Source organism: Vibrio lentus (assembly GCF_030409755.1).
Lineage (GTDB): Bacteria > Pseudomonadota > Gammaproteobacteria > Enterobacterales > Vibrionaceae > Vibrio > Vibrio lentus.
Genome location: NZ_JAUFQE010000002.1, coordinates 1519320 through 1540533, shown reverse-complemented (window position 1 = coordinate 1540533; position 21214 = coordinate 1519320). Strand labels below are relative to the sequence as shown.

At 44.6% G+C, this 21214-nt stretch carries 15 protein-coding genes; 6 read left to right on the top strand and 9 right to left on the bottom strand.

The features are described 5' to 3' along the window. Positions 1–29 precede the first annotated feature (29 nt). The 5 genes from QWZ07_RS15395 to QWZ07_RS15375 all read right to left on the bottom strand — a co-directional run bounded on the left by QWZ07_RS15395 (position 30) and on the right by QWZ07_RS15375 (position 5482). Entirely contained in the window at positions 30–794 is a 765-nt protein-coding gene (locus QWZ07_RS15395; protein ID WP_102350745.1) for a transporter substrate-binding domain-containing protein, read from the bottom strand. 300 nt (positions 795–1094) lie between these two features. Beyond that, the gene (locus QWZ07_RS15390) at positions 1095–2861 is read right to left on the bottom strand and encodes a sodium:solute symporter family protein (RefSeq protein WP_017110888.1); all 1767 of its coding nucleotides are present in this window, start codon (positions 2859–2861) and stop codon (positions 1095–1097) included. A 618-nt stretch (positions 2862–3479) separates the two neighbouring features. Then, complete coding sequence (locus QWZ07_RS15385) at positions 3480–4106, bottom strand: bifunctional 4-hydroxy-2-oxoglutarate aldolase/2-dehydro-3-deoxy-phosphogluconate aldolase (protein ID WP_017110887.1); 627 nt, start codon at positions 4104–4106, stop codon at positions 3480–3482. Between the two features lie 73 nt (positions 4107–4179). Further along, positions 4180–5112 (bottom strand): 2-dehydro-3-deoxygluconokinase, encoded by a 933-nt coding sequence (gene kdgK / locus QWZ07_RS15380; RefSeq protein ID WP_192853383.1) that lies wholly within the window; start codon positions 5110–5112, stop codon positions 4180–4182. Between the two features lie 34 nt (positions 5113–5146). Further along, entirely contained in the window at positions 5147–5482 is a 336-nt protein-coding gene (locus QWZ07_RS15375) for a cupin domain-containing protein (RefSeq protein WP_009846518.1), read from the bottom strand. A 332-nt stretch (positions 5483–5814) separates the two neighbouring features. Here QWZ07_RS15375 and QWZ07_RS15370 point away from each other — a divergent pair, with 332 nt between their 5' ends. The 3 genes from QWZ07_RS15370 (at position 5815) to QWZ07_RS15360 (ending at position 11371) form a co-directional block, all read left to right on the top strand. Next, entirely contained in the window at positions 5815–8022 is a 2208-nt protein-coding gene (locus QWZ07_RS15370) for a heparinase II/III domain-containing protein (protein ID WP_192853382.1), read from the top strand. A gap of 2 nt (positions 8023–8024) precedes the next feature. After that, a complete protein-coding gene (locus QWZ07_RS15365) occupies positions 8025–10193 on the top strand; it encodes a heparinase II/III domain-containing protein (RefSeq protein WP_192853381.1) in 2169 nt (722 codons plus the stop codon). Positions 10194–10546: 353 nt separating this feature from the next. Continuing rightward, positions 10547–11371, top strand: coding sequence for a fumarylacetoacetate hydrolase family protein (locus tag QWZ07_RS15360; RefSeq protein ID WP_192853380.1), 825 nt, complete (start codon positions 10547–10549; stop codon positions 11369–11371). Between the two features lie 103 nt (positions 11372–11474). On the opposite strand, the gene phnE (QWZ07_RS15355) is transcribed toward QWZ07_RS15360, so the two are convergent. From phnE (QWZ07_RS15355) to phnD, 4 genes are all read right to left on the bottom strand, one after another. Next, positions 11475–12305 carry a phosphonate ABC transporter, permease protein PhnE gene (gene phnE / locus QWZ07_RS15355; protein WP_192853379.1) on the bottom strand — a complete coding sequence of 277 codons (831 nt, stop codon included), beginning with the start codon at positions 12303–12305 and terminating at the stop codon, positions 11475–11477. Between the two features lie 10 nt (positions 12306–12315). Continuing rightward, a complete protein-coding gene (phnE, locus tag QWZ07_RS15350; RefSeq protein ID WP_017110881.1) occupies positions 12316–13170 on the bottom strand; it encodes a phosphonate ABC transporter, permease protein PhnE in 855 nt (284 codons plus the stop codon). After that, positions 13167–13985 carry a phosphonate ABC transporter ATP-binding protein gene (gene phnC, locus QWZ07_RS15345; RefSeq protein ID WP_102311293.1) on the bottom strand — a complete coding sequence of 273 codons (819 nt, stop codon included), beginning with the start codon at positions 13983–13985 and terminating at the stop codon, positions 13167–13169. Before phnC ends, phnE (QWZ07_RS15350) begins: the two co-directional genes overlap by 4 nt. A gap of 142 nt (positions 13986–14127) precedes the next feature. Further along, positions 14128–15084: a phosphate/phosphite/phosphonate ABC transporter substrate-binding protein gene (gene phnD, locus QWZ07_RS15340; protein ID WP_192853378.1), complete on the bottom strand. Its 957-nt coding sequence runs from the start codon at positions 15082–15084 to the stop codon at positions 14128–14130. 265 nt (positions 15085–15349) lie between these two features. On the opposite strand from phnD, the gene QWZ07_RS15335 reads away from it, so the two are divergent. The 3 genes from QWZ07_RS15335 to QWZ07_RS15325 all read left to right on the top strand — a co-directional run bounded on the left by QWZ07_RS15335 (position 15350) and on the right by QWZ07_RS15325 (position 20899). Continuing rightward, positions 15350–16066 carry a FadR/GntR family transcriptional regulator gene (locus QWZ07_RS15335; protein WP_192853377.1) on the top strand — a complete coding sequence of 239 codons (717 nt, stop codon included), beginning with the start codon at positions 15350–15352 and terminating at the stop codon, positions 16064–16066. Positions 16067–16837: 771 nt separating this feature from the next. Next, positions 16838–18616 (top strand): sodium:solute symporter family transporter, encoded by a 1779-nt coding sequence (locus tag QWZ07_RS15330; protein WP_017110873.1) that lies wholly within the window; start codon positions 16838–16840, stop codon positions 18614–18616. A gap of 204 nt (positions 18617–18820) precedes the next feature. Next, positions 18821–20899, top strand: coding sequence for a DUF4962 domain-containing protein (locus tag QWZ07_RS15325; RefSeq protein ID WP_065111180.1), 2079 nt, complete (start codon positions 18821–18823; stop codon positions 20897–20899). Positions 20900–21214 lie beyond the last annotated feature (315 nt).

Genomic DNA, 21214 nt, shown 5'->3' with positions numbered 1-21214 from the left:
CCTTTTTGTCACTGTATAAATCGAAAGAGTTACTTAAGAGAGTTGTGGATCAAGAACTCTTCTTCAACGCCTTTCAATTTCATCTCATCCATAATGAAGTTCACTGTGTTCAACAAGCGTTGTTCACCTTTTGGAATCAGGTAACCGAATTGGCTGTTGGTAAACGGTGTATCACAACGAGCAGCTTCAAGACGCTCGTCCGTCACTTGATAGAACAGGCCTTCAGGAGTTTCTGTCACCATTACATCAACTTTACCTTCCGCAACGGCTTGCGGAACGTCTAGGTTGTTCTCGTAACGTGTGAAGCTCGCGTCTTGCAAGTTAGCATCCGCAAAAATCTCATTAGTCCCGCCAATATTCACGCCAACACGCACAGAAGAAAGGTTCACTTTCTCAATGCTGTTGTATTGTTCTGCTTTGCCTTTCGCGACTAAGAAGCACTTACCAAAGGTCATGTAGCCTTGAGTTTGTTCTGCGTTTAACTGACGCTGCATTTTACGCGTGATACCGCCCATCGCGATGTCGTATTTATCGCTGTCTAGATCGGTCAGTAGATCTTTCCATGTAGTACGGACAATCTGTAATTCGACGCCCAGCTGCTCTGCAACGTGTTTGGCTACGTCAATGTCATAACCAGAGTAGGTTTTGCCGTCGAAGTAAGAAAAAGGTTTGTAGTCGCCTGTAGTACCGACACGAAGTGTACCTGATTTTTGGATGTCTTCTAATTGGTCAGCTTGTGCTACACCAGAAAGAGCCAGAGTAATGGAAGCAAGTAATAGTGATGTTTTTTTCATTGTAATTATCTGTTGTGTTTGTGTTGTCATTCAAAGTAACAGAAACAATCAGAGAAAGAGATCAAACCATTGGAAAGGTTGTAAAAGAAGATAAAGCGAGGGCAGGAGATAGGGGCTTCGATGGGCTTGTGAGCATTGATAGAGATGCATTTCATATTCTGATTTGATGAATGGAAAGCAAATAAAAGCCCATGTTATCGAATAACATGGGCTTCATTATTGGTTTAACTTGTTAGCTGTTTAGCTGTTTAGCTGTTTAGCTGTTTAGCTGTTTAGCTGTTTAGCTGTTTAGCTGTTTAGCTATTTAGCAACAGACTCGTTGTTCATCTTAGCCGGAGCTTTAGATGCGTTAACCAGTAGGATACCAACGGTGAGTACCATTGAGCCACATAGTAGGAACAACAAGCGTCCTGTTGGTTCGTTTGGAATCAGAGCCATTGCTAGGATACCGAAACCTGCTGTGCTGATAAGCTTACCAAGCATTGAACGCTGTTTAGTATCTAGGTTTTGTTGCTCTTCACCTTCCGCTACTAGCGGCGTGTTCCAGTTAGTGAATAGTTGGTCAACTTCTTTCTCACGTTCAGGCGATAGGCCTTTGTAGAAGCGAGAAGTTAGGATGAAGTAACCACCAGTGAACACTACGTGAGCCGCTAGGCTAAGACCCACTTTCAAGTCGCTCCATTCACGGCCAGTAAGCGCTGTTTCCATACCGAATAGGTGCTCGATGTCTTCTGCTTGAAGCGAGATACCGAAGATGTAAGAAACGAAGCCACCAACGATTAGCGTAGACCAACCAGCCCAGTCAGGCGTCTTACGAATCCACATACCAAGTAGTACAGGGATAAGCATTGGGAACCCAATTAACGCACCTACGTTCATTACGATATCGAACAAGCTCAAGTGACGTAGAGAGTTAATGAACAAGCCAATCGCGATGATGATAACACCCATCATGATGGTGGTTAGCTTACTTACAATAACCAGCTCTTTCTGAGTCGCGTTTTGACGAAGAATCGGGCTGTAAAAGTTCATTACAAAGATGCCAGCGTTACGGTTCAAACCTGAATCCATAGAAGACATTGTTGCAGCGAACATTGCTGACATAAGAAGACCAACCATACCTGCTGGCATTACGTTCTGTACGAATGCTAGGTAAGCAGCATCACCCGCTTTATCACCCATTGAAGCGTACTCCAATGCGAAATCAGGCATGAATGCACTTACGTACCAAGGTGGTAGGAACCAGATTAGTGGGCCAACAACCATAAGGATACATGCTAGGCCTGCCGCTTTACGTGCGTTTTCACTGTCTTTTGCACATAGGTAACGGTAAGCGTTGATGCTGTTGTTCATTACACCGAACTGCTTCACGAAGATGAACACAACCCAAAGAACGAAGATGCTCATGTAGTTTAGGTTGTTACCTAACATGAAGTCGCCGTCGAAGTTAGCAACGATGTTCGTTAAGCCGCCACCGTGGAAGTAAGCTGCAACCGCACAAGTAATGGTTACTGCCATGATAACAAGCATTTGCATGAAGTCAGAAGCAACAACCGCCCAAGAGCCGCCTGTTACTGCCATCAATACTAGAACCATACCCGTTACCACAATGGTTGCTTCCATTGGGATGTTGAATACCGCTGCTACGAAGATAGCGAGACCATTTAGCCAGATACCCGCAGAGATAAGGCTGTCAGGCATTCCTGCCCATGTGAAGAACTGTTCAGACGTTTTACCAAAGCGCTGACGAATAGCCTCGATCGCTGTTACCACACGAAGTTGGCGGAACTTTGGAGCGAAGTACATATAGTTCATGAAGTAGCCAAAAGCATTGGCTAAGAATAGGATTACAATAACGAAACCGTCATTGAACGCGCGTCCTGCGGCACCTGTAAACGTCCATGCTGAAAACTGTGTCATGAAGGCGGTTGCACCAACCATCCACCACAACATTTTGCCGCCCCCTCTGAAGTAATCACTAGTCGACGTGGTGAACTTACGGAACATCCAACCAATAGCGATTAAAAAGAAGAAGTAGGCGAGAACAACAAAAGTATCAATAGTCATCTTTTCAGCCTTTTAAATATCATAATTAACTGCGCTTAGATTAACGCGTCCAAAGGTTTATTTGTACTACAATATGTCTTTAGTATGATCTAGGTCGCATTGATTTTTGGAATGGCTCTGTAAGTTAATTTAAGATATTGTTTTTGTTGGGTTTATTTGTTTTTATGATTTGCTTCAGATTCAAGGAAAATTGATGCTCAAATGTTTATATGTATTACAATATAAGTAATGGTGTGTTGGTTGAGCTTATTTATAAGATTTTAATTATAACCGTAACAAATGTGCTACAACTGAGCATGGTTGTGCGATCGGATTCACGTTAAATCTCAGTGCTAAATCGCAAAATATTGTTTCTGGAATTTAAGTGTAGCTTATTGTTTTTATGTCGCTATTTTCTATTTCACGTCCCGATCTGTTCGTTATTTATCCGTACTCTTTATCTACGCGATTTATCCGCCAAATTTTCTGTTGTTCTTGTGTTGGGGGCTTGGTTTGTCCAACAAACTATCAAACTTCAGTTACTCAAAGACCTAGATAACAAAATCTTCAGTTATTGAAAAACCTCAGATAACAAAAAGCCCCACCGAAGTGAGGCTTTATCACGAAATCTAAAACAGATTAAGCGTTAACGTGATCAACTGCGTCACGAACAAGTTTGCCTAGTTCGTCCCACTTACCTTCATCGATAAGGTTAGTTGGAACCATCCAAGTACCGCCACACGCAAGTACAGAAGGGATAGATAGGTATTCATCTACATTCTTCAAGCTTACGCCGCCAGTTGGCATGAATTTAACAGGGTAAACTGCGGTTAGTGCTTTAAGCATACCAGTACCGCCAGAAGGCTCAGCAGGGAAGAACTTCAACGTGCGAAGACCCATTTCCATTGCTTGCTCAACTAGGCTTGGGTTGTTTACACCCGGTACAATTGCAACACCTTTGTCGATACAGTATTGAACAGTACGAGGGTTGAAACCTGGGCTTACGATGAAATCAACGCCTGCTTCGATAGATGCATCAACTTGCTCGTTAGTCAGTACCGTACCTGAACCGATTAGCATGTCTGGGAACTCTTTACGCATGATGCGAATCGCTTCGATTGCACATTCTGTACGTAGTGTGATTTCTGCACATGGCATGCCGTTTTCAACAAGTGCTTTACCTAGAGGGATAGCGTCTTCAGCACGGTTGATAGCGATTACAGGGATTACTTTTAGGCTTGCTAGTTGTTCATTTAATGTAGTCATGAATTCTTTCTCACGTTAATTATGGGCTTGCTTTCAACTAAGCAAACCCTTGATTAATATATAAAGTGCGTAATTATAGAGACAAATCAGGCGTCGCTTCTAGAGGTATGATAGCACCTGGATACTGAATCACAGTCCCTGCCACAATATGACCTGCTAATGCTGCATCGCTAGCATTACCACCACTTAAGCGTTTAGCTAAGAAGCCAGCACTGAATGAATCACCAGCTGCGGTAGTATCAACGATGTTGTCTACAGGGTTCGGTGCAACGTATCGAGCACTTTGGCTTTCAACCACTAAGCAATCTTTTGCACCACGTTTAATGATGATCTCTTTCACACCAGACTCAGACGTACGTGCAATACACTGTTCAATACTTTCGTCACCGTACAGCTCTTGTTCGTCATCGAACGTGAGTAGAGCCGTGTCAGTGTACTTAAGCATTTTCAAGTACCAAGAAATTGCTTCTTGTTGGCTTTCCCAAAGTTTAGGACGGTAGTTATTGTCGAAGAATACTTGGCCGCCTTGAGCTTTGAATTTGTCTAAGAAGTTGAATAGCTGCGTGCGTCCGCTCTCTGTCAAGATAGCAAGCGTAATACCACTTAGGTAAACCGCGTCAAAAGAGAATAGCTTATCAAGTAGAGCAGGCGTGTCTTGTTGATCAAACATGAATTTTGCAGCAGCGTCACTACGCCAGTAGTGGAAGCTACGCTCACCAGTTTCATCGGTCTCGATGTAGTAAAGCCCTGGTTGTTTGTGATCAAGCTGAGCAATTAAGCTTGTGTCGATACCCTCTGCTTGCCACTTTTCCAACATGTCGACACTGAATGGGTCAGTACCTAACGCCGTTACATAGCTTGTTTGGATATCTTGCTCTTTTGTTAAGCGTGACAAGTAAAGTGCTGTATTCAGTGTATCGCCACCAAAACTCTGCTTAAGCCCGTCTTGTTTCTTTTGTAGCTCAACCATGCACTCGCCAATGACCGCGATGTTTAATGATTTCATATGCTTACCTTAGCAACTGAGGTTGCGCTATTCATTATTTTAGGAAATCTTCACGCGCAGGGTTGAAGATATCAAGAAGAATGCTGTCTTGCTCTAGAGCAACCGCACCGTGCATCATGTGTTTACGAGCAAAGTAAGCATCGCCTTCTTTAAGCACTTTCTTCTCGCCTTCGATTTCAGCTTCGAAGCTACCACGAACTACGTAACCGATTTGGTCGTGAATCTCATGAGTATGAGGGTGGCCAATCGCGCCTTTATCAAAACATAGGTGAACAGCCATAAGATCGTCAGTGTAAGCAACGATTTTACGCTTAATGCCGCCGCCAAGTTCTTCCCATGGGTTTTCATCTAGGATAAAGAAAGAGTTCATTGTGTATCTCCTAATCTGTTTAAATCTTTCAAATGTTACTTAACTGTGTTCATCATAAGGGAATGACTTCAATTGTAATACAATATATCTAAAATTGTGTGATATTGATCAAGCGATACTTTATATAGCGTAAATAAATCAACAACTTAATAAATGGCTGACATTTACCATTAGTCAGCTACATCAATGACTTATGGGTAATTGTGTGACTCTACTCATCATTTGGCGACGAATAGGTATAATTAAAGCTAATATTGTATTACTTTATGTGGGGTTTGAAAATTAAATCAAAGTTTAAGCAGATAAACTCTTTATTGAGGGTGACAAAGAATATGACGACTAAACCAGTATTGTTGACTGAAGCAGAAATCGAGCAGCTTCATCTTGAAGTGGGCCGTTCTAGCTTAATGGGCAAAACCATTGCAGCGAACGCGAAAGATCTAGAAGCATTCATGCGTTTACCTATTGATGTCCCAGGTCATGGTGAAGCTGGGGGTTACGAACATAACCGCCATAAGCAAAATTACACGTACATGAATCTAGCTGGTCGCATGTTCTTGATCACTAAAGAGCAAAAGTACGCTGACTTTGTTACAGAACTACTAGAAGAATACGCAGACAAATACCTAACGTTTGATTTCCACGTACAGAAAAACACTAACCCTACAGGTCGTTTGTTCCACCAAATCTTGAACGAACACTGCTGGTTAATGTTCTCAAGCTTGGCTTACTCTTGTGTTGCTTCAACATTGACACAAGAGCAGCGTGACAACATTGAGTCGCGTATTTTCGAACCAATGCTAGAAATGTTCACAGTTAAATACGCACACGACTTCGACCGCATCCACAACCACGGTATTTGGGCCGTAGCCGCTGTGGGTATCTGTGGTCTTGCTCTTGGCAAACGTGAGTACCTTGAAATGTCAGTCTACGGCATTGACCGTAACGACACTGGCGGCTTCTTAGCTCAAATCTCTCAACTGTTCGCACCTTCTGGCTACTACATGGAAGGTCCTTACTACCACCGTTACGCGATTCGCCCTACATGTGTGTTCGCTGAAGTTATTCACCGTCATATGCCTGAAGTGGATATCTACAACTACAAAGGTGGCGTGATTGGTAACACGGTACAAGCGATGCTGGCGACAGCGTACCCGAACGGCGAATTCCCAGCTCTGAACGATGCATCTCGCACCATGGGCATCACAGACATGGGTGTTCAGGTTGCAGTGAGCGTTTACAGCAAGCATTACTCTTCTGAAAATGGCGTAGACCAAAACATTCTTGGTATGGCGAAGATTCAAGACGCAGTTTGGATGCACCCATGTGGCCTTGAGCTATCTAAAGCTTATGAAGCGGCGTCTGCTGAGCAAGAAATCGGCATGCCTTTCTGGCCAAGTGTTGAATTGAACGAAGGCCCTGAAGGTCACAACGGTGCGCAAGGCTTTATCCGTATGCAGGATAAGAAAGGCGACGTTTCTCAGTTAGTGATGAACTACGGTCAACACGGCATGGGTCACGGCAACTTCGATACGCTGGGTATTTCTTTCTTCAACCGCGGTCAAGAAGTGCTACGTGAATACGGTTTCTGTCGTTGGGTTAACGTGGAGCCAAAATTTGGCGGCCGCTACCTAGATGAAAACAAATCTTACGCTCGTCAAACGATTGCTCACAACGCAGTAACGATTGATGAAAAATGTCAGAACAACTTTGATGTTGAGCGCGCGGATGCAGTACACGGCTTACCACACTTCTTCAAAGTAGAAGACGAGCAAATCAACGGTATGAGTGCATTTGCTAATGATCACTATCAAGGTTTTGACATGCAACGCAGCGTGTTCATGCTAAATCTTGAAGAGTTGGAATCTCCGCTACTATTGGATCTTTACCGCTTAGATTCAGAGAAATGCGGTGAAGGTGAACACCAATACGACTACTCACACCAATATGCTGGTCAGATTGTTCGCACTAACTTTGAATACCAAGCAAACAAAGAGCTAAACACTCTAGGTGACCATTTCGGTTACCAACACCTATGGAACGTGGCAAGCGGTGAAGTGAAGGGCACAGCACTTGTAAGCTGGCTACAAAACAACACTTACTACACTTGGCTAGGCGCAACCTCTAACGACAATGCTGAAGTGATCTTTACTCGCACTGGTGCTAACGACCCAAGCTTCAACCTACGTTCAGAGCCTGCATTCATTCTACGCAGCAAAGGCGAAACCACACTGTTTGCTTCTGTTGTTGAAACGCATGGTTACTTCAACGAAGAATTCGAGCAATCTGTAAGCGCACGTGGTGTTGTGAAAGACATCAAAGTAGTGGCTCACACCAATATCGGTTCAGTAGTAGAAATTACGACAGAGAAATCAAACGTGACAGTGATGATCAGCAACCAACTTGGCGCGACTGACAGCACTGAACACAAAGTAGAACTGAACGGCAAAGTATACAGCTGGACAGGCTTCTACTCAGTAGAGACAACGTTACAAAAAACGAATTTAGAAGAACTTAGCACTGCAGAGCAGGGGAAATAATAATGAGCTATCAACCACTTTTACTTAACTTTGATGAAGCAGCAGAGCTTCGTAAAGAACTTGGCAAGGATAGCCTTTTAGGTAACGCACTAACTCGTGACATTAAACAAACTGACGCTTACATGGCTGAAGTTGGCATTGAAGTACCAGGTCACGGTGAAGGCGGCGGTTACGAACACAACCGTCACAAGCAAAATTACATCCATATGGATCTAGCGGGTCGTTTGTTCCTTATCACTGAGGAAACAAAGTACCGTGATTACATCGTTGATATGCTAACAGCGTACGCGACGGTATACCCAACATTGGAAAGCAACGTAAGCCGTGACACTAACCCTCCGGGTAAGCTGTTCCACCAAACGTTGAACGAGAACATGTGGATGCTTTACGCTTCTTGTGCGTACAGCTGCATTTACCACACTATCTCTGAAGAGCAGAAGCGCCTTATCGAAGACGATCTTCTTAAGCAAATGATCGAAATGTTCGTTGTTACTTACGCACACGACTTCGATATCGTACACAACCACGGCTTATGGGCAGTGGCTGCGGTAGGTATCTGTGGTTACGCGATCAACGATCAAGAATCTGTAGATAAAGCACTTTACGGCCTGAAATTGGACAAAGTAAGCGGCGGTTTCTTAGCGCAACTTGACCAACTGTTCTCGCCAGACGGCTACTACATGGAAGGTCCTTACTACCACCGTTTCTCTCTACGTCCAATCTACCTTTTCGCAGAAGCGATTGAACGTCGTCAACCAGAAATCGGTATTTACGAATTTAACGATTCAGTGATCAAGACAACGTCTTACTCTGTATTCAAAACTGCATTCCCAGACGGCACATTGCCAGCTCTAAATGATTCATCGAAGACGATTTCTATCAACGATGAAGGCGTGATCATGGCGACGTCTGTGTGTTACCACCGTTACGAGCAGACTGAAACTCTGCTTGGTATGGCTGATCACCAACAAGACGTTTGGGTTCATGCTTCTGGTAAAACACTGTCTGACGCGGTTGATGCAGCAGACGACATCAAAGCATTCAACTGGGGTAGCCTGTTTGTAACGGACGGCCCTGAAGGCGAAAAAGGCGGCGTAAGCATCCTGCGTCACCGTGATGAGCAAGACGACGACCCTAAAACCGCAGATACCATGGCGTTGATCTGGTTTGGTCAACACGGTTCTGATCATCAGTACCACTCAGCACTAGACCACGGTCACTACGACGGCCTGCATCTAAGCGTATTCAACCGTGGCCACGAAGTGCTGCACGATTACGGCTTTGGTCGTTGGGTAAACGTTGAGCCTAAGTTTGGCGGCCGTTACATCCCAGAGAACAAGTCTTACTGTAAGCAGACGGTTGCTCACAACACAGTAACGGTTGATCAGAAAACGCAGAACAACTTCAACACAGCATTGGCTGAGTCTAAGTTTGGTCAGAAGCACTTCTTCGTAGCAGACGACCAGTCTCTACAAGGAATGAGCGGCACGATTTCTGAGTACTACACTGGCGTAGACATGCAGCGCAGCGTAATTCTTGCTGACCTTCCTGAGTTCGAAAAGCCGCTAGTGATTGATGTTTACCGCATCGAAGCTGACGCTGAGCACCAGTACGACTTACCAGTTCACCACTCGGGCCAAATCATCCGTACTGACTTCGATTACAACATGGAAAAAACGCTTAAGCCATTAGGTGAAGACAACGGTTACCAACATTTATGGAACGTTGCTTCAGGCAAAGTGAACGAAGAAGGTTCTCTAGTAAGCTGGCTACATGACAGCAGCTACTACAGCCTAGTAACCAGCGCGAGTGCGGGCAGCGAAGTTATCTTTGCTCGCACTGGTGCTAACGATCCAGACTTCAACCTTAAGAGTGAGCCTGCGTTCATCTTACGTCAGTCTGGTCAAAACCATGTGTTTGCTTCTGTATTGGAAACACACGGTTACTTTAACGAGTCTATCGAAGCCTCTGTAGGCGCTCGTGGTCTGGTTAAATCAGTGTCTGTTGTTGGCCATAACAGTGTCGGGACTGTTGTGCGCATTCAAACGACATCTGGCAACACTTACCACTACGGTATTTCAAACCAAGCTGAAGATAAGCAGCAAGCAACTCACACTGTTGAGTTTGCTGGTGAGACATACTCGTGGGAAGGATCATTTGCTCAACTGTAAATGATCAACACACCTACCATTTAACGATGGTGTGTGCTGATGTGGTGCTTTGCGGGAACGAAGCGCCATGTCATGTTCGGTTGTAAGGGGGTTCGCATCTAAGTAACTGAACGAAACTAAAGTCGATGACAAAGAATATCGGAAATAAGTCAAACCGAGTAACTCGTTGCGAGTTGCTCGGTTTTTTTATGTCTGCGATTTGAGAGTTATTCTTTCACGCGTACTGGAATTGACCGTGGGTAATTAGAGTTGCTCGAAGATAACAAGAGTGAGCCGAAAATAACTAGAATAAGTCGAAGGTAACCATAGTGGACTAGAGTTAGATTGGAGATTAATCGACAAGGGAATCAAGCATGAAGGGATTAATGGCGATATTGATGATTTCAAGCGTTGCTTATGTCAATGCGGAAACCGCAGTTAAGGGCAGCACCGAGGAATTCGTGCGCTATCAATATCAAGATAAAATCAGTTATGGGAAGTTAGATAAAGGCGATGTGTTGCCAATCAGTGGCGATATCTTCAGTGAGTATTCAGTCGCGAAAACCTCGATTCCTCTTGAGTCAGTCGAAGTATTATTGCCTACGAAGCCTGAAAAGGTGTTTGCGGTAGGGATGAACTTCGCCAGCCACTTAGCATCACCTGCAGATGCGCCACCCCCTATGTTTCTTAAACTCCCTTCTTCTTTAATTCTTACAGGTGAAGTGATTCAAGTGCCACCGAAAGCGAAGAACGTGCACTTTGAAGGAGAGCTGGTGGTTGTGATTGGTAAAGAGTTGAGCCGAGCCAGTGAAGAAGAAGCGGAACAAGCGATCTTTGGTGTCACTGTGGGTAACGATATTACAGAAAGAAGTTGGCAAGGCACGGATTTACAATGGCTACGAGCGAAAGCATCCGACGGCTTTGGCCCAATTGGTAATACGATTGTTCGTGGTGTCGATTATAACAAGGTACAACTGACCACTCGTGTCAACGGTGAGGTTGTGCAGCAAGAAAATACCTCGTTCATGATTCACAAGCCTCGAAAAGTCGTCAGCTATTTGAGCCATTATTTTACCCTCAAACCGGGCGACCTAATTTTTATGGGAACACCGGGCAGAACGTTTGCTTTATCCGATAAAGACCAAGTGAGTGTCAGCATAGAAGGAGTAGGGACTGTCGTCAATGAAGTGCGGTTCTAAGCGATGGTTTGTCCGTAACACCTCAAAAGACAAAAAGCCTACTCAATGAGTAGGCTTTGATCTTATTGACTAGCGAACCGTCTATTTGACGTTGTTTTATTATTTAGATAAGGGCTTTCCGAGCTTTGGCAGCCAACCATTCAGAGAAGATAACCGTTACGAGAATCGCACAGAAAATCACAGTCACTTGAGGCCATGCCAGCATCGCCATCGACTCTTGCAGTTTCAAACCGATACCGCCTGCACCGACCAAGCCTAATACTGTAGATTCACGAATGTTGATGTCCCAACGGAACAGGCTCGTGCCAATGAAACTTGGCATCACTTGAGGAAGGATGCCGTAATTCAACACTTGCAGCGGAGATGCACCTGTCGATTGAATCGCCGACATTTGTGTTGCGTTCACTTCTTCAATTGCTTCGTACATCAACTTAGCCACGAAACCAATCGAGCGTAGGGCAATGGCGATAATACCTGCCAACAAACCTGGGCCGATGATCGCCACTAATAGCAGAGCCCAAATTAACGAGTTAATTGAACGACTTGCCGCGATGATGAACAGCGCAATAGGTCTGATAAACGTCATGCTTGGTGTCGTGTTACGTGCCGCTAAGAACGCAACCGGAAACGCCAATACGATCCCCAACAATGTGCCAAGTGTCGCTATGTTGATCGTGTCCCACAACGGACTCCACAGAGACTCTAAGTAGCTCCATCTCGGCGGCCACATACGTGAAGATATATCAGCAAGTTGATTCGGTGAGTCCGTCACAAAGTACCAAATCGTATCCTTGTTCATGACTTGCCAGGCAAAAACGGTCAAAGCGACAAAGCAAAGCCAGCCAATCCAGAGCATTAGGCTCTGTTTACTGTCGTAACGCTGCCATCGGGTACGATTCATGGCGCTTGAAGGTGTGTCATTTAGCGTGCTCATTAGTCGTTCCTTACTGCACATGCTTGCGGATGATGGTCGATAGGTATTCACACAGCATCACGATTACGATAATAATCAATAGAATAGCGGCTGCGGCGCTGTATTCGTAGCGGTCCATTGCTGTATTCAATGTTGCGCCAATACCACCTGCGCCAACAATGCCAATTACGGCAGACTCACGAAAGTTGATGTCGAGTCGGTACATCGAAAGGCCGATAAAGCGCGGCATAACCTGCGCTTGAATCGCGTAATTCACCTGTTGCAACCAACTTGCGCCAGTTGCGCGCATTGCGGTGAGTGGTGCAGGGTCAATGGCTTCAATCTCATCGGCAAACAGTTTCGCGAGAAAGCCGATGGTTGCAAATGTCAGCGTGACAAACCCCGCAAACGTACCAAAGCCAAACAGAGCCACACACAGAATCGCAACGATGATCTCCTGTAAGCTACGAGCGATCGAAATAAACGCACGGCAGAATAGATAAACGGGAGTAGGGGCAAGGTTTTTGGCTGCGCCTAATCCGAATGGGATTGAAAGAATGACACCTGCCACGGTTGATGTGAGCGTCATGGTTAAGCTCTCAATCAAACCTTGTGAGATGTTGTTCCAACGTCCGCCAAAGTCTGGGTTCATGAAAGCTAAAATGAACTGCCAGCCGCGCTCGCTGCCTTCGTAGATTCGAGCCCAGTTTACGTGTACCGATTGAGTCGCAAGGTATAAGTACACCGCGACGATGATGATCAAACTCCAACGCAACCATGAGTTGGATATCAGTGGCGGCTTTGTCCACTGTGTCGGGTATTGTTTGGGATTCTGTTGTGCTGACTTCAAATGTTGCTGAGCTTGATTTGGATATGGCTGAGTCATATTGTTGCCTCAGACAAGCGAGGGTTCATGATGATGAGTTCATCTTCCTCTTCTTCTGCTTGCTGGCTCCAATCTTCTTCACCGTAGATCTGTGTGAGTACGTCTTCGGTGAGCAAGGTTGGTTTGTCATCAAATACTACACAGCCAGCATTTAGGCCGACAACACGGTCGACAAACTGTTTAGCTAACTGAACATCGTGAATATTGATGATGGCAGGGAGTTGTTGCTCTGAACAAATCTCGCTGATCAATCGCATGATTTGGCGAGCCGTACGTGGGTCAAGTGCTGCTGTTGGCTCATCAATCAACAGTAATTTTGGTTTCTGAGCGAGTGCGCGTGCAATACCAACACGTTGACGCTGGCCACCTGATAGGGCGTCGGCTCTTTTATTGGCGTGCTCTAATAAGCCAACACGGTCAAGTAGGGCATAAGCGGCTTGGATATCCGACTCTGGGAAGCGACGAGTAAAACTTTGCCAGAAGTTTACGTATCCCAAACGCCCAGATAGTACGTTTTCCATCACCGTTAAGCGTTCAATCAATGCGTACTCTTGGAAAATCATCCCAATTTCACGTCGTGAATGTCTTAGTTGTCGCTTAGACAGTGTCTCAAGGTTGGTGTTGGAGAAGATAACTTCGCCGCTGGTGGGCTCGGTTAGTCGGTTAATACAGCGAATCAGCGTTGATTTACCCGCACCAGATGGGCCAATCAATCCAACGACTTCGCCGGCATTCACCGATAAGCTAACGTTGGTCAGGGCTTTATCAGAACTGGAGTAGTGCTTGGTAAGCCCTTTAAGGGTAAGAGTAGACATAGAATTCCTATAAGAGCGGTGTACTAAGAGTTCGCCTGAGACAGGCATGGAAAGTAAACCGAAAGAGTGATGAATAACTGCAGGCACGTAAGCCCGCAGTTAGTTTTATCAATGTGTGATTGGCTTTTTAGTTCGGTTGAACTTAGCTACACGTGTAAGACACTTTATTAGCTGTATCGATAGTGCGGATCACTTCCCAGTGCTCTTGGTAAGTGATCGGAACAAACTTCGCTTCACCGTTACGCTCAAATTCTTCCTGAAGCTTCGTGCCTTCCCAGTCGAAAGTGAAGAAGGCCTTTTGAATCTTCTCTTGAAGCTCTGGCGTTAGGTTGTGCGCTGTGCCGTAAGCCGTTGTTGGGAAGGTTTGTGACTTGTAGATGCTCTTGATTTGACCTTCTTTCACAACTTCACGTGAAAGCATACGGTTCAATACTGAGTTAGCGACGGCTGCTGCGTCGTAATCTTTGTGTGCCACACCCAAAATTGAGTTGTCATGGGCACCAGAGAAAGCCGGTTTGAAATCACGCTCAGGTTGAAGCTGGTATTCAGCATCCAGAATCGCAGAAGGGGCTTTGAAACCAGAGTTTGACGTTTGCGATGTGAATGCTAGGTTTTTGCCTTTTAGGTCTTCAACCTTTTCGATGCCCGAACCTGGGTGTGTGATGATTTCCATTTCGTAACCGAAAGAGCCATCTTCAGCCGCCATCATTGTGAATGGAGCAAAGCCAGCACAGTTAACGGCTAGCGGCGTTGAACCTGTGTTGAAACCTGCGATATGTAGACGACCTGAACGCATTGCTTCAATTTGAGCTGCGTTATTTTGAACAGGGAAGAAACGAACCGTTTTTTCCGTTGTTTTTTCAAGGTGGCTCAAAAACTCGCTCCACACATCAGCGTATACTGCTGGGTCTTCAACTGGCGTGTAAGCAAAAATTAGCGTGTTTGGATCCACCCATTGTGATTCATCTTGGGGTACATCTGCGACCAAGTTACCAGAGCGGTCCTCGTATCGCGTATCCATCGCTAATGCAGAACCAGAAAAAATCAGCGCAGCAGTAATCGCGCTTCTAAGCGTGAGATTTGTTTTTGTCGGTTTCATTATGTCAGTCCAATAGAGTGATTTGTTGGAAGGAAGTATAGGAATCGAGGATGACAGAACCGATGCTTTTTGATGACGGATTTATGAATGGTGTAACATAATGTTTCTAGCAGAGTAGAGTTAGATACTTTCTAAGTGATTGATTAGGCGAGCAAATTAATAAGCTGTGATTCGTTTTGATTTTACTCAATTGGCTGTAGGTTGAAATACTGTTATAGTGATCCTTAAATAATACATAAACATAACATATAAAATAAGTGAACTTATGGTTACCACTTTTAATTCAATTTCGGGCTCGAAGCGCAGCCTGCACGTGCAAGTAGCGCGTGAAATCGCTCGTGGAATCTTGTCTGGCGAACTGCCACAAGGTTCTATTATTCCTGGTGAAATGGCGTTGTGTGAACAGTTTGGTATCAGCCGAACGGCACTTCGTGAAGCAGTTAAACTATTGACCTCTAAAGGTTTATTAGAGTCCCGCCCGAAAATCGGTACTCGTGTAGTAGACCGCGCATACTGGAACTTCCTTGATCCTCAACTGATTGAATGGATGGACGGCCTAACCGACGTAGACCAATTCTGTTCACAGTTCTTAGGCCTTCGCCGTGCGATTGAACCTGAAGCGTGTGCATTGGCGGCAAAATTTGCGACGGCTGAACAACGTATCGAGCTTTCAGAGATCTTCCAAAAGATGGTAGAAGTAGATCAAGCTGAAGTGTTTGACCAAGAACGTTGGACAGACATTGATACTCGTTTCCATAGCTTGATCTTCAATGCGACAGGTAACGACTTCTATCTACCGTTCGGCAATATTCTGACTACGATGTTTGTTAACTTCATCGTGCATTCTTCTGAAGAGGGAAGCACATGTATCAATGAACACCGCAGAATTTATGAAGCTATCATGGCCGGTGATTGTGACAAGGCTAGAATTGCTTCTGCCGTTCACTTGCAAGATGCCAACCACCGTTTGGCTACAGCGTAGTAGAAATGATTTAAAGCGCACCTAAGCCATCTCACATCGAGATGAACAGGCACACGCTCAGATAAATGATTTAAAAAGGTATGCCAAGTGCATGCCTTTTTGGGTTTTTAGGCCGCTTGTTGCACCATCTGTAGCACTATTTTGGGTCAGCCTTTTCGCTACGTCAGTTAAGCTATTCTTCCTCGTTACAACCCGCCTTATTTTTAACGTCTGGGTAACAATCCCCAAGTATCGTTCTAAACACACATTTTTAGACTGTCCGTATCAGACAAATAGTTATGCGACAGCCGGGATTTTTTACTTCTAAGTATTCTAAATCTGGGATAACACAAACAGGGTTCGTGGATTTAATATTTAGATATTTAAATTGAATTCTAATGATATTACCCGCTCGATTTCGATAAAAACACTGGTTTATTGTGTGATTAATGGGCTGGGTTGTCCTTTGGCTTGGCTTTGATTATTTTTGAGGACTTTATATTTATATGTATTTGGTTGCATTTTTAATTTAGTGCGTAAAGTCTTACTTGTTTATGTAAGTGTCTGATTTTAAATTATTATTTTGTTTTATTTTTTGATTGGTCAAATTTTTATCTAAAATATCAGTGATTGCCTTGATGAATTGGTCATATTCCATCCTATGTCATATATATAATTAACTTAATCAATCAAAATAAGATCACCATCACTTATTTGGATTATTGTACTACAAATAAAGGGTCGAATTTCCTATAGTCCTCGTAACAAATTAAAACGGACAAAGGACACACGATGGAACTCAACACGATTATTGTTGGCATTTATTTCCTATTCTTGATTGCGATAGGTTGGATGTTTAGAACATTTACAAGTACCACCAGTGACTACTTCCGCGGGGGCGGTAATATGTTGTGGTGGATGGTTGGTGCAACCGCTTTTATGACCCAGTTTAGTGCATGGACATTCACCGGTGCGGCAGGTAAAGCGTATAACGATGGTTTTGCAGTAGCGGTCATCTTCGTAGCCAACGCATTTGGTTACTTCATGAACTTTGCATACTTCGCTCCTAAATTCCGCCAGCTACGTGTAGTAACGGTAATCGAAGCAATTCGTATGCGTTTCGGTGCGACTAACGAACAAGTATTCACTTGGTCTTCAATGCCAAACAGTGTTGTTTCTGCGGGTGTATGGTTAAACGCACTGGCAATCATCGCTTCGGGTATCTTCGGCTTCGACATGACAGCCACTATCTGGATTACCGGTTTGGTTGTATTGGCCATGTCTGTAACGGGTGGCTCATGGGCGGTAATCGCATCTGACTTTATGCAGATGGTTATCATCATGGCAGTAACCGTGACATGTGCTGTTGTAGCAGTAGTTCAAGGCGGCGGTGTTGGTGAAATCGTGAATAACTTCCCGGTAGCGGAAGGCGGTTCTTTCCTTTCTGGTAATAACATTAACTACCTAAGCATCTTCAGTATTTGGGCATTCTTCATCTTCGTGAAGCAGTTCTCTATTACTAACAACATGCTTAACTCTTACCGTTACCTAGCGGCTAAAGACTCAAAGAACGCTAAGAAAGCGGCATTGTTAGCCTGTGTACTCATGCTTTGTGGTGTATTCATCTGGTTCATGCCTTCTTGGTACATTGCAGGTCAAGGTGTCGACCTAGCAGCAGCTTACCCAGATGCAGGTAAAAAAGCGGGTGACTTTGCATACCTATACTTCGTACAAGAATACATGCCAGCAGGTATGGTTGGTCTTCTAGTTGCTGCTATGTTTGCCGCGACAATGTCTTCAATGGACTCTGGCCTAAACCGTAACTCAGGTATCTTTGTTAAGAACTTCTATGAACCAATCGTTCGTAAAGGTACGGCAAGTGAAAAAGAGCTAGTAACTGTTTCTAAGATTACTTCTGCAGTCTTTGGTATCGCTATTATTCTTATCGCGCAGTTCATCAACTCGCTTAAAGGTTTGAGCCTGTTCGATACAATGATGTATGTCGGCGCTCTAATCGGCTTCCCAATGACAATCCCTGCATTCCTTGGCTTCTTTATTAAGAAGACTCCGGACTGGGCTGGTTGGGGTACGCTAGTGGTCGGTGCTTTAGTCTCTTACTACGTAGGTTTTGTTGTTAATGCTGAAATGGTGTCTTCAGTCTTCGGTCTAGAAGAGCTAACAAGCCGTGAATGGTCTGATGTTAAAGTTGCAATTGGTCTAATTGGTCATATCACACTGACAGGTGGTTTCTTCATCCTATCGACTCTGTTCTACAAGCCATTAACTGAGAAGCGTCAAGCCGACGTTGATAAGTTCTTTGGCAACCTAGCAACGCCACTTGTTGCTGAGTCGGCTGAGCAGAAAGCATTGGATAACAAACAGCGTGAAATGCTTGGTAAACTGATTGCGGTAGCAGGTGTTGGTATCATGCTAATGGCTCTACTCACTAACCCAATGTGGGGGCGTCTAGTCTTCATCCTTTGTGGTGTGATTGTTGGTGGTGTTGGTGTACTACTGGTTAAAGCGGTTGATGACGGCGGCAAGCAGGCGAAAGCAGTAACCGAAAGCTAAACCATAGAATGCGACGACTCGAAAGGGCGTCGCATTTTTTTGCTTTGCGAATCGAGTAAACGTGTCAGCCTTACAACATCAGACCCAAATCACGAAAACTGTAAAAAATTGTACGATTGAATCGAAATACATTCAATTGTCCTACAATAAGACGTATATTATTGCTAATTCCTTTCAATCAACTTGAAAAATAAGTGAGTTAGAATGAGCGACCAAAAATCTCTTGATGCAATCAGGAAGATGAAGCTGGAGAATGATACTTCAGCAGGTAATCTTGTAGACCTACTCCCTATCGAAGTTCAAACACGTGACTTCGACCTATCATTCCTAGACACCTTGAGCGAAGCACGTCCGCGTCTTCTTGTTCAAGCTGATCAGTTAGAAGAATTCAAAGCGAAAGTGAAAGCTGATGAAGCTCACTGCATGTTTGATGATTTCTACAACAACTCTACAGTTAAGTTCCTTGAGACTGCTCCTTTTGAAGAGCCTCAAGCTTACCCAGCTGAGACGGTAGGTAAAGCTTCTCTATGGCGTCCTTATTGGCGTCAAATGTACGTTGATTGCCAAATGGCACTGAACGCGACACGTAACCTAGCGATTGCTGGTGTTGTAAAAGAAGACGAAGCGTTAATTGCAAAAGCAAAAGCTTGGACTCTAAAACTGTCTACGTACGATCCAGAAGGTGTGACTTCTCGTGGTTATAACGATGAAGCGGCTTTCCGTGTCATCGCAGCTATGGCTTGGGGTTACGACTGGTTACACGGTTACTTCACAGATGAAGAACGTCAGCAGGTTCAAGATGCTTTGATTGAGCGTCTAGACGAAATCATGCACCACCTGAAAGTGACGGTTGATCTATTGAACAACCCTCTAAACAGTCACGGTGTTCGTTCTATCTCTTCTGCTATTATCCCAACGTGTATCGCGCTTTACCATGATCACCCGAAAGCAGGCGAGTACATTGCATACGCTCTAGAATACTACGCAGTACACTACCCACCATGGGGCGGTGTAGACGGCGGTTGGGCTGAAGGCCCTGATTACTGGAACACGCAAACTGCATTCCTAGGCGAAGCATTCGACCTATTGAAAGCATACTGTGGTGTAGACATGTTTAACAAAACATTCTACGAAAACACCGGTGACTTCCCGCTTTATTGTATGCCTGTTCACTCTAAGCGCGCGAGCTTCTGTGACCAGTCTTCAATCGGCGATTTCCCAGGTTTAAAACTGGCTTACAACATCAAGCACTACGCAGGTGTTAACCAGAAGCCTGAGTACGTTTGGTACTACAACCAACTGAAAGGCCGTGATACTGAAGCTCACACGAAATTTTACAATTTCGGTTGGTGGGACTTCGGCTACGACGATCTTCGTTTTAACTTCCTTTGGGATGCACCTGAAGAGAAAGCCCCATCGAACGATCCACTGTTGAAAGTATTCCCAATCACGGGTTGGGCTGCATTCCACAACAAGATGACTGAGCGTGATAACCATATTCACATGGTATTCAAATGTTCTCCGTTTGGCTCAATCAGCCACTCTCACGGTGACCAAAACGCATTTACGCTTCACGCATTTGGTGAAACGCTAGCGTCAGTAACAGGTTACTACGGTGGTTTCGGTGTTGATATGCACACGAAGTGGCGTCGTCAAACGTTCTCTAAAAACCTTCCACTATTCGGTGGTAAAGGTCAGTACGGCGAGAACAAGAACACAGGCTACGAAAACCACCAAGATCGCTTCTGTATCGAAGCGGGCGGCACTATCTCTGACTTCGACACTGAATCTGATGTGAAGATGGTTGAAGGTGATGCGACGGCATCTTACAAGTACTTCGTTCCTGAAATTGAATCTTACAAGCGTAAAGTCTGGTTCGTTCAAGGTAAAGTATTCGTAATGCAAGACAAGGCAACGCTTTCTGAAGAGAAAGACATGACTTGGCTAATGCATACAACCTTCGCAAACGAAGTGGCAGACAAGTCTTTCACTATCCGTGGCGAAGTTGCACACCTAGACGTAAACTTCATCAACGAGTCTGCTGATAACATCACTTCAGTTAAGAACGTTGAAGGCTTTGGCGAAGTTGACCCATACGAGTTCAAAGATCTTGAGATCCACCGTCACGTGGAAGTGGAATTCAAGCCATCGAAAGAGCACAACATCCTGACGCTTCTCGTTCCTAATAAGAACGAAGGCGAGCAAGTTGAAGTGTCTCACAAGCTTGAAGGCAACACGCTATTGCTCAATGTTGATGGCGAAACGGTTTCAATCGAACTGTAATTCGCTGAAGTAACAGAAGCTAGATATTAAAAACTCCGAGTGAAAGCTCGGAGTTTTTTTGTTTGGCGAGCGAGCTAGTTAAGTTGGATAAGTTGGCAAACCCATCAGGTTGAAAGAAAACTTGATTGGCCAGAGATAAATAACTTCTCGATGCCAAGTCAGTGGTTCAAGGGCTGAATCTGGACACTGATACACAAAGACCGAGTAGTACTTAACCAATATGTTGAATGAAATGTGCAGGAGTCATATACGAGATCCGCATGTATCGCTCTGTTAGAAGAATAGGGCGCCAACGCCTGTTTCCTAGAAATTGTT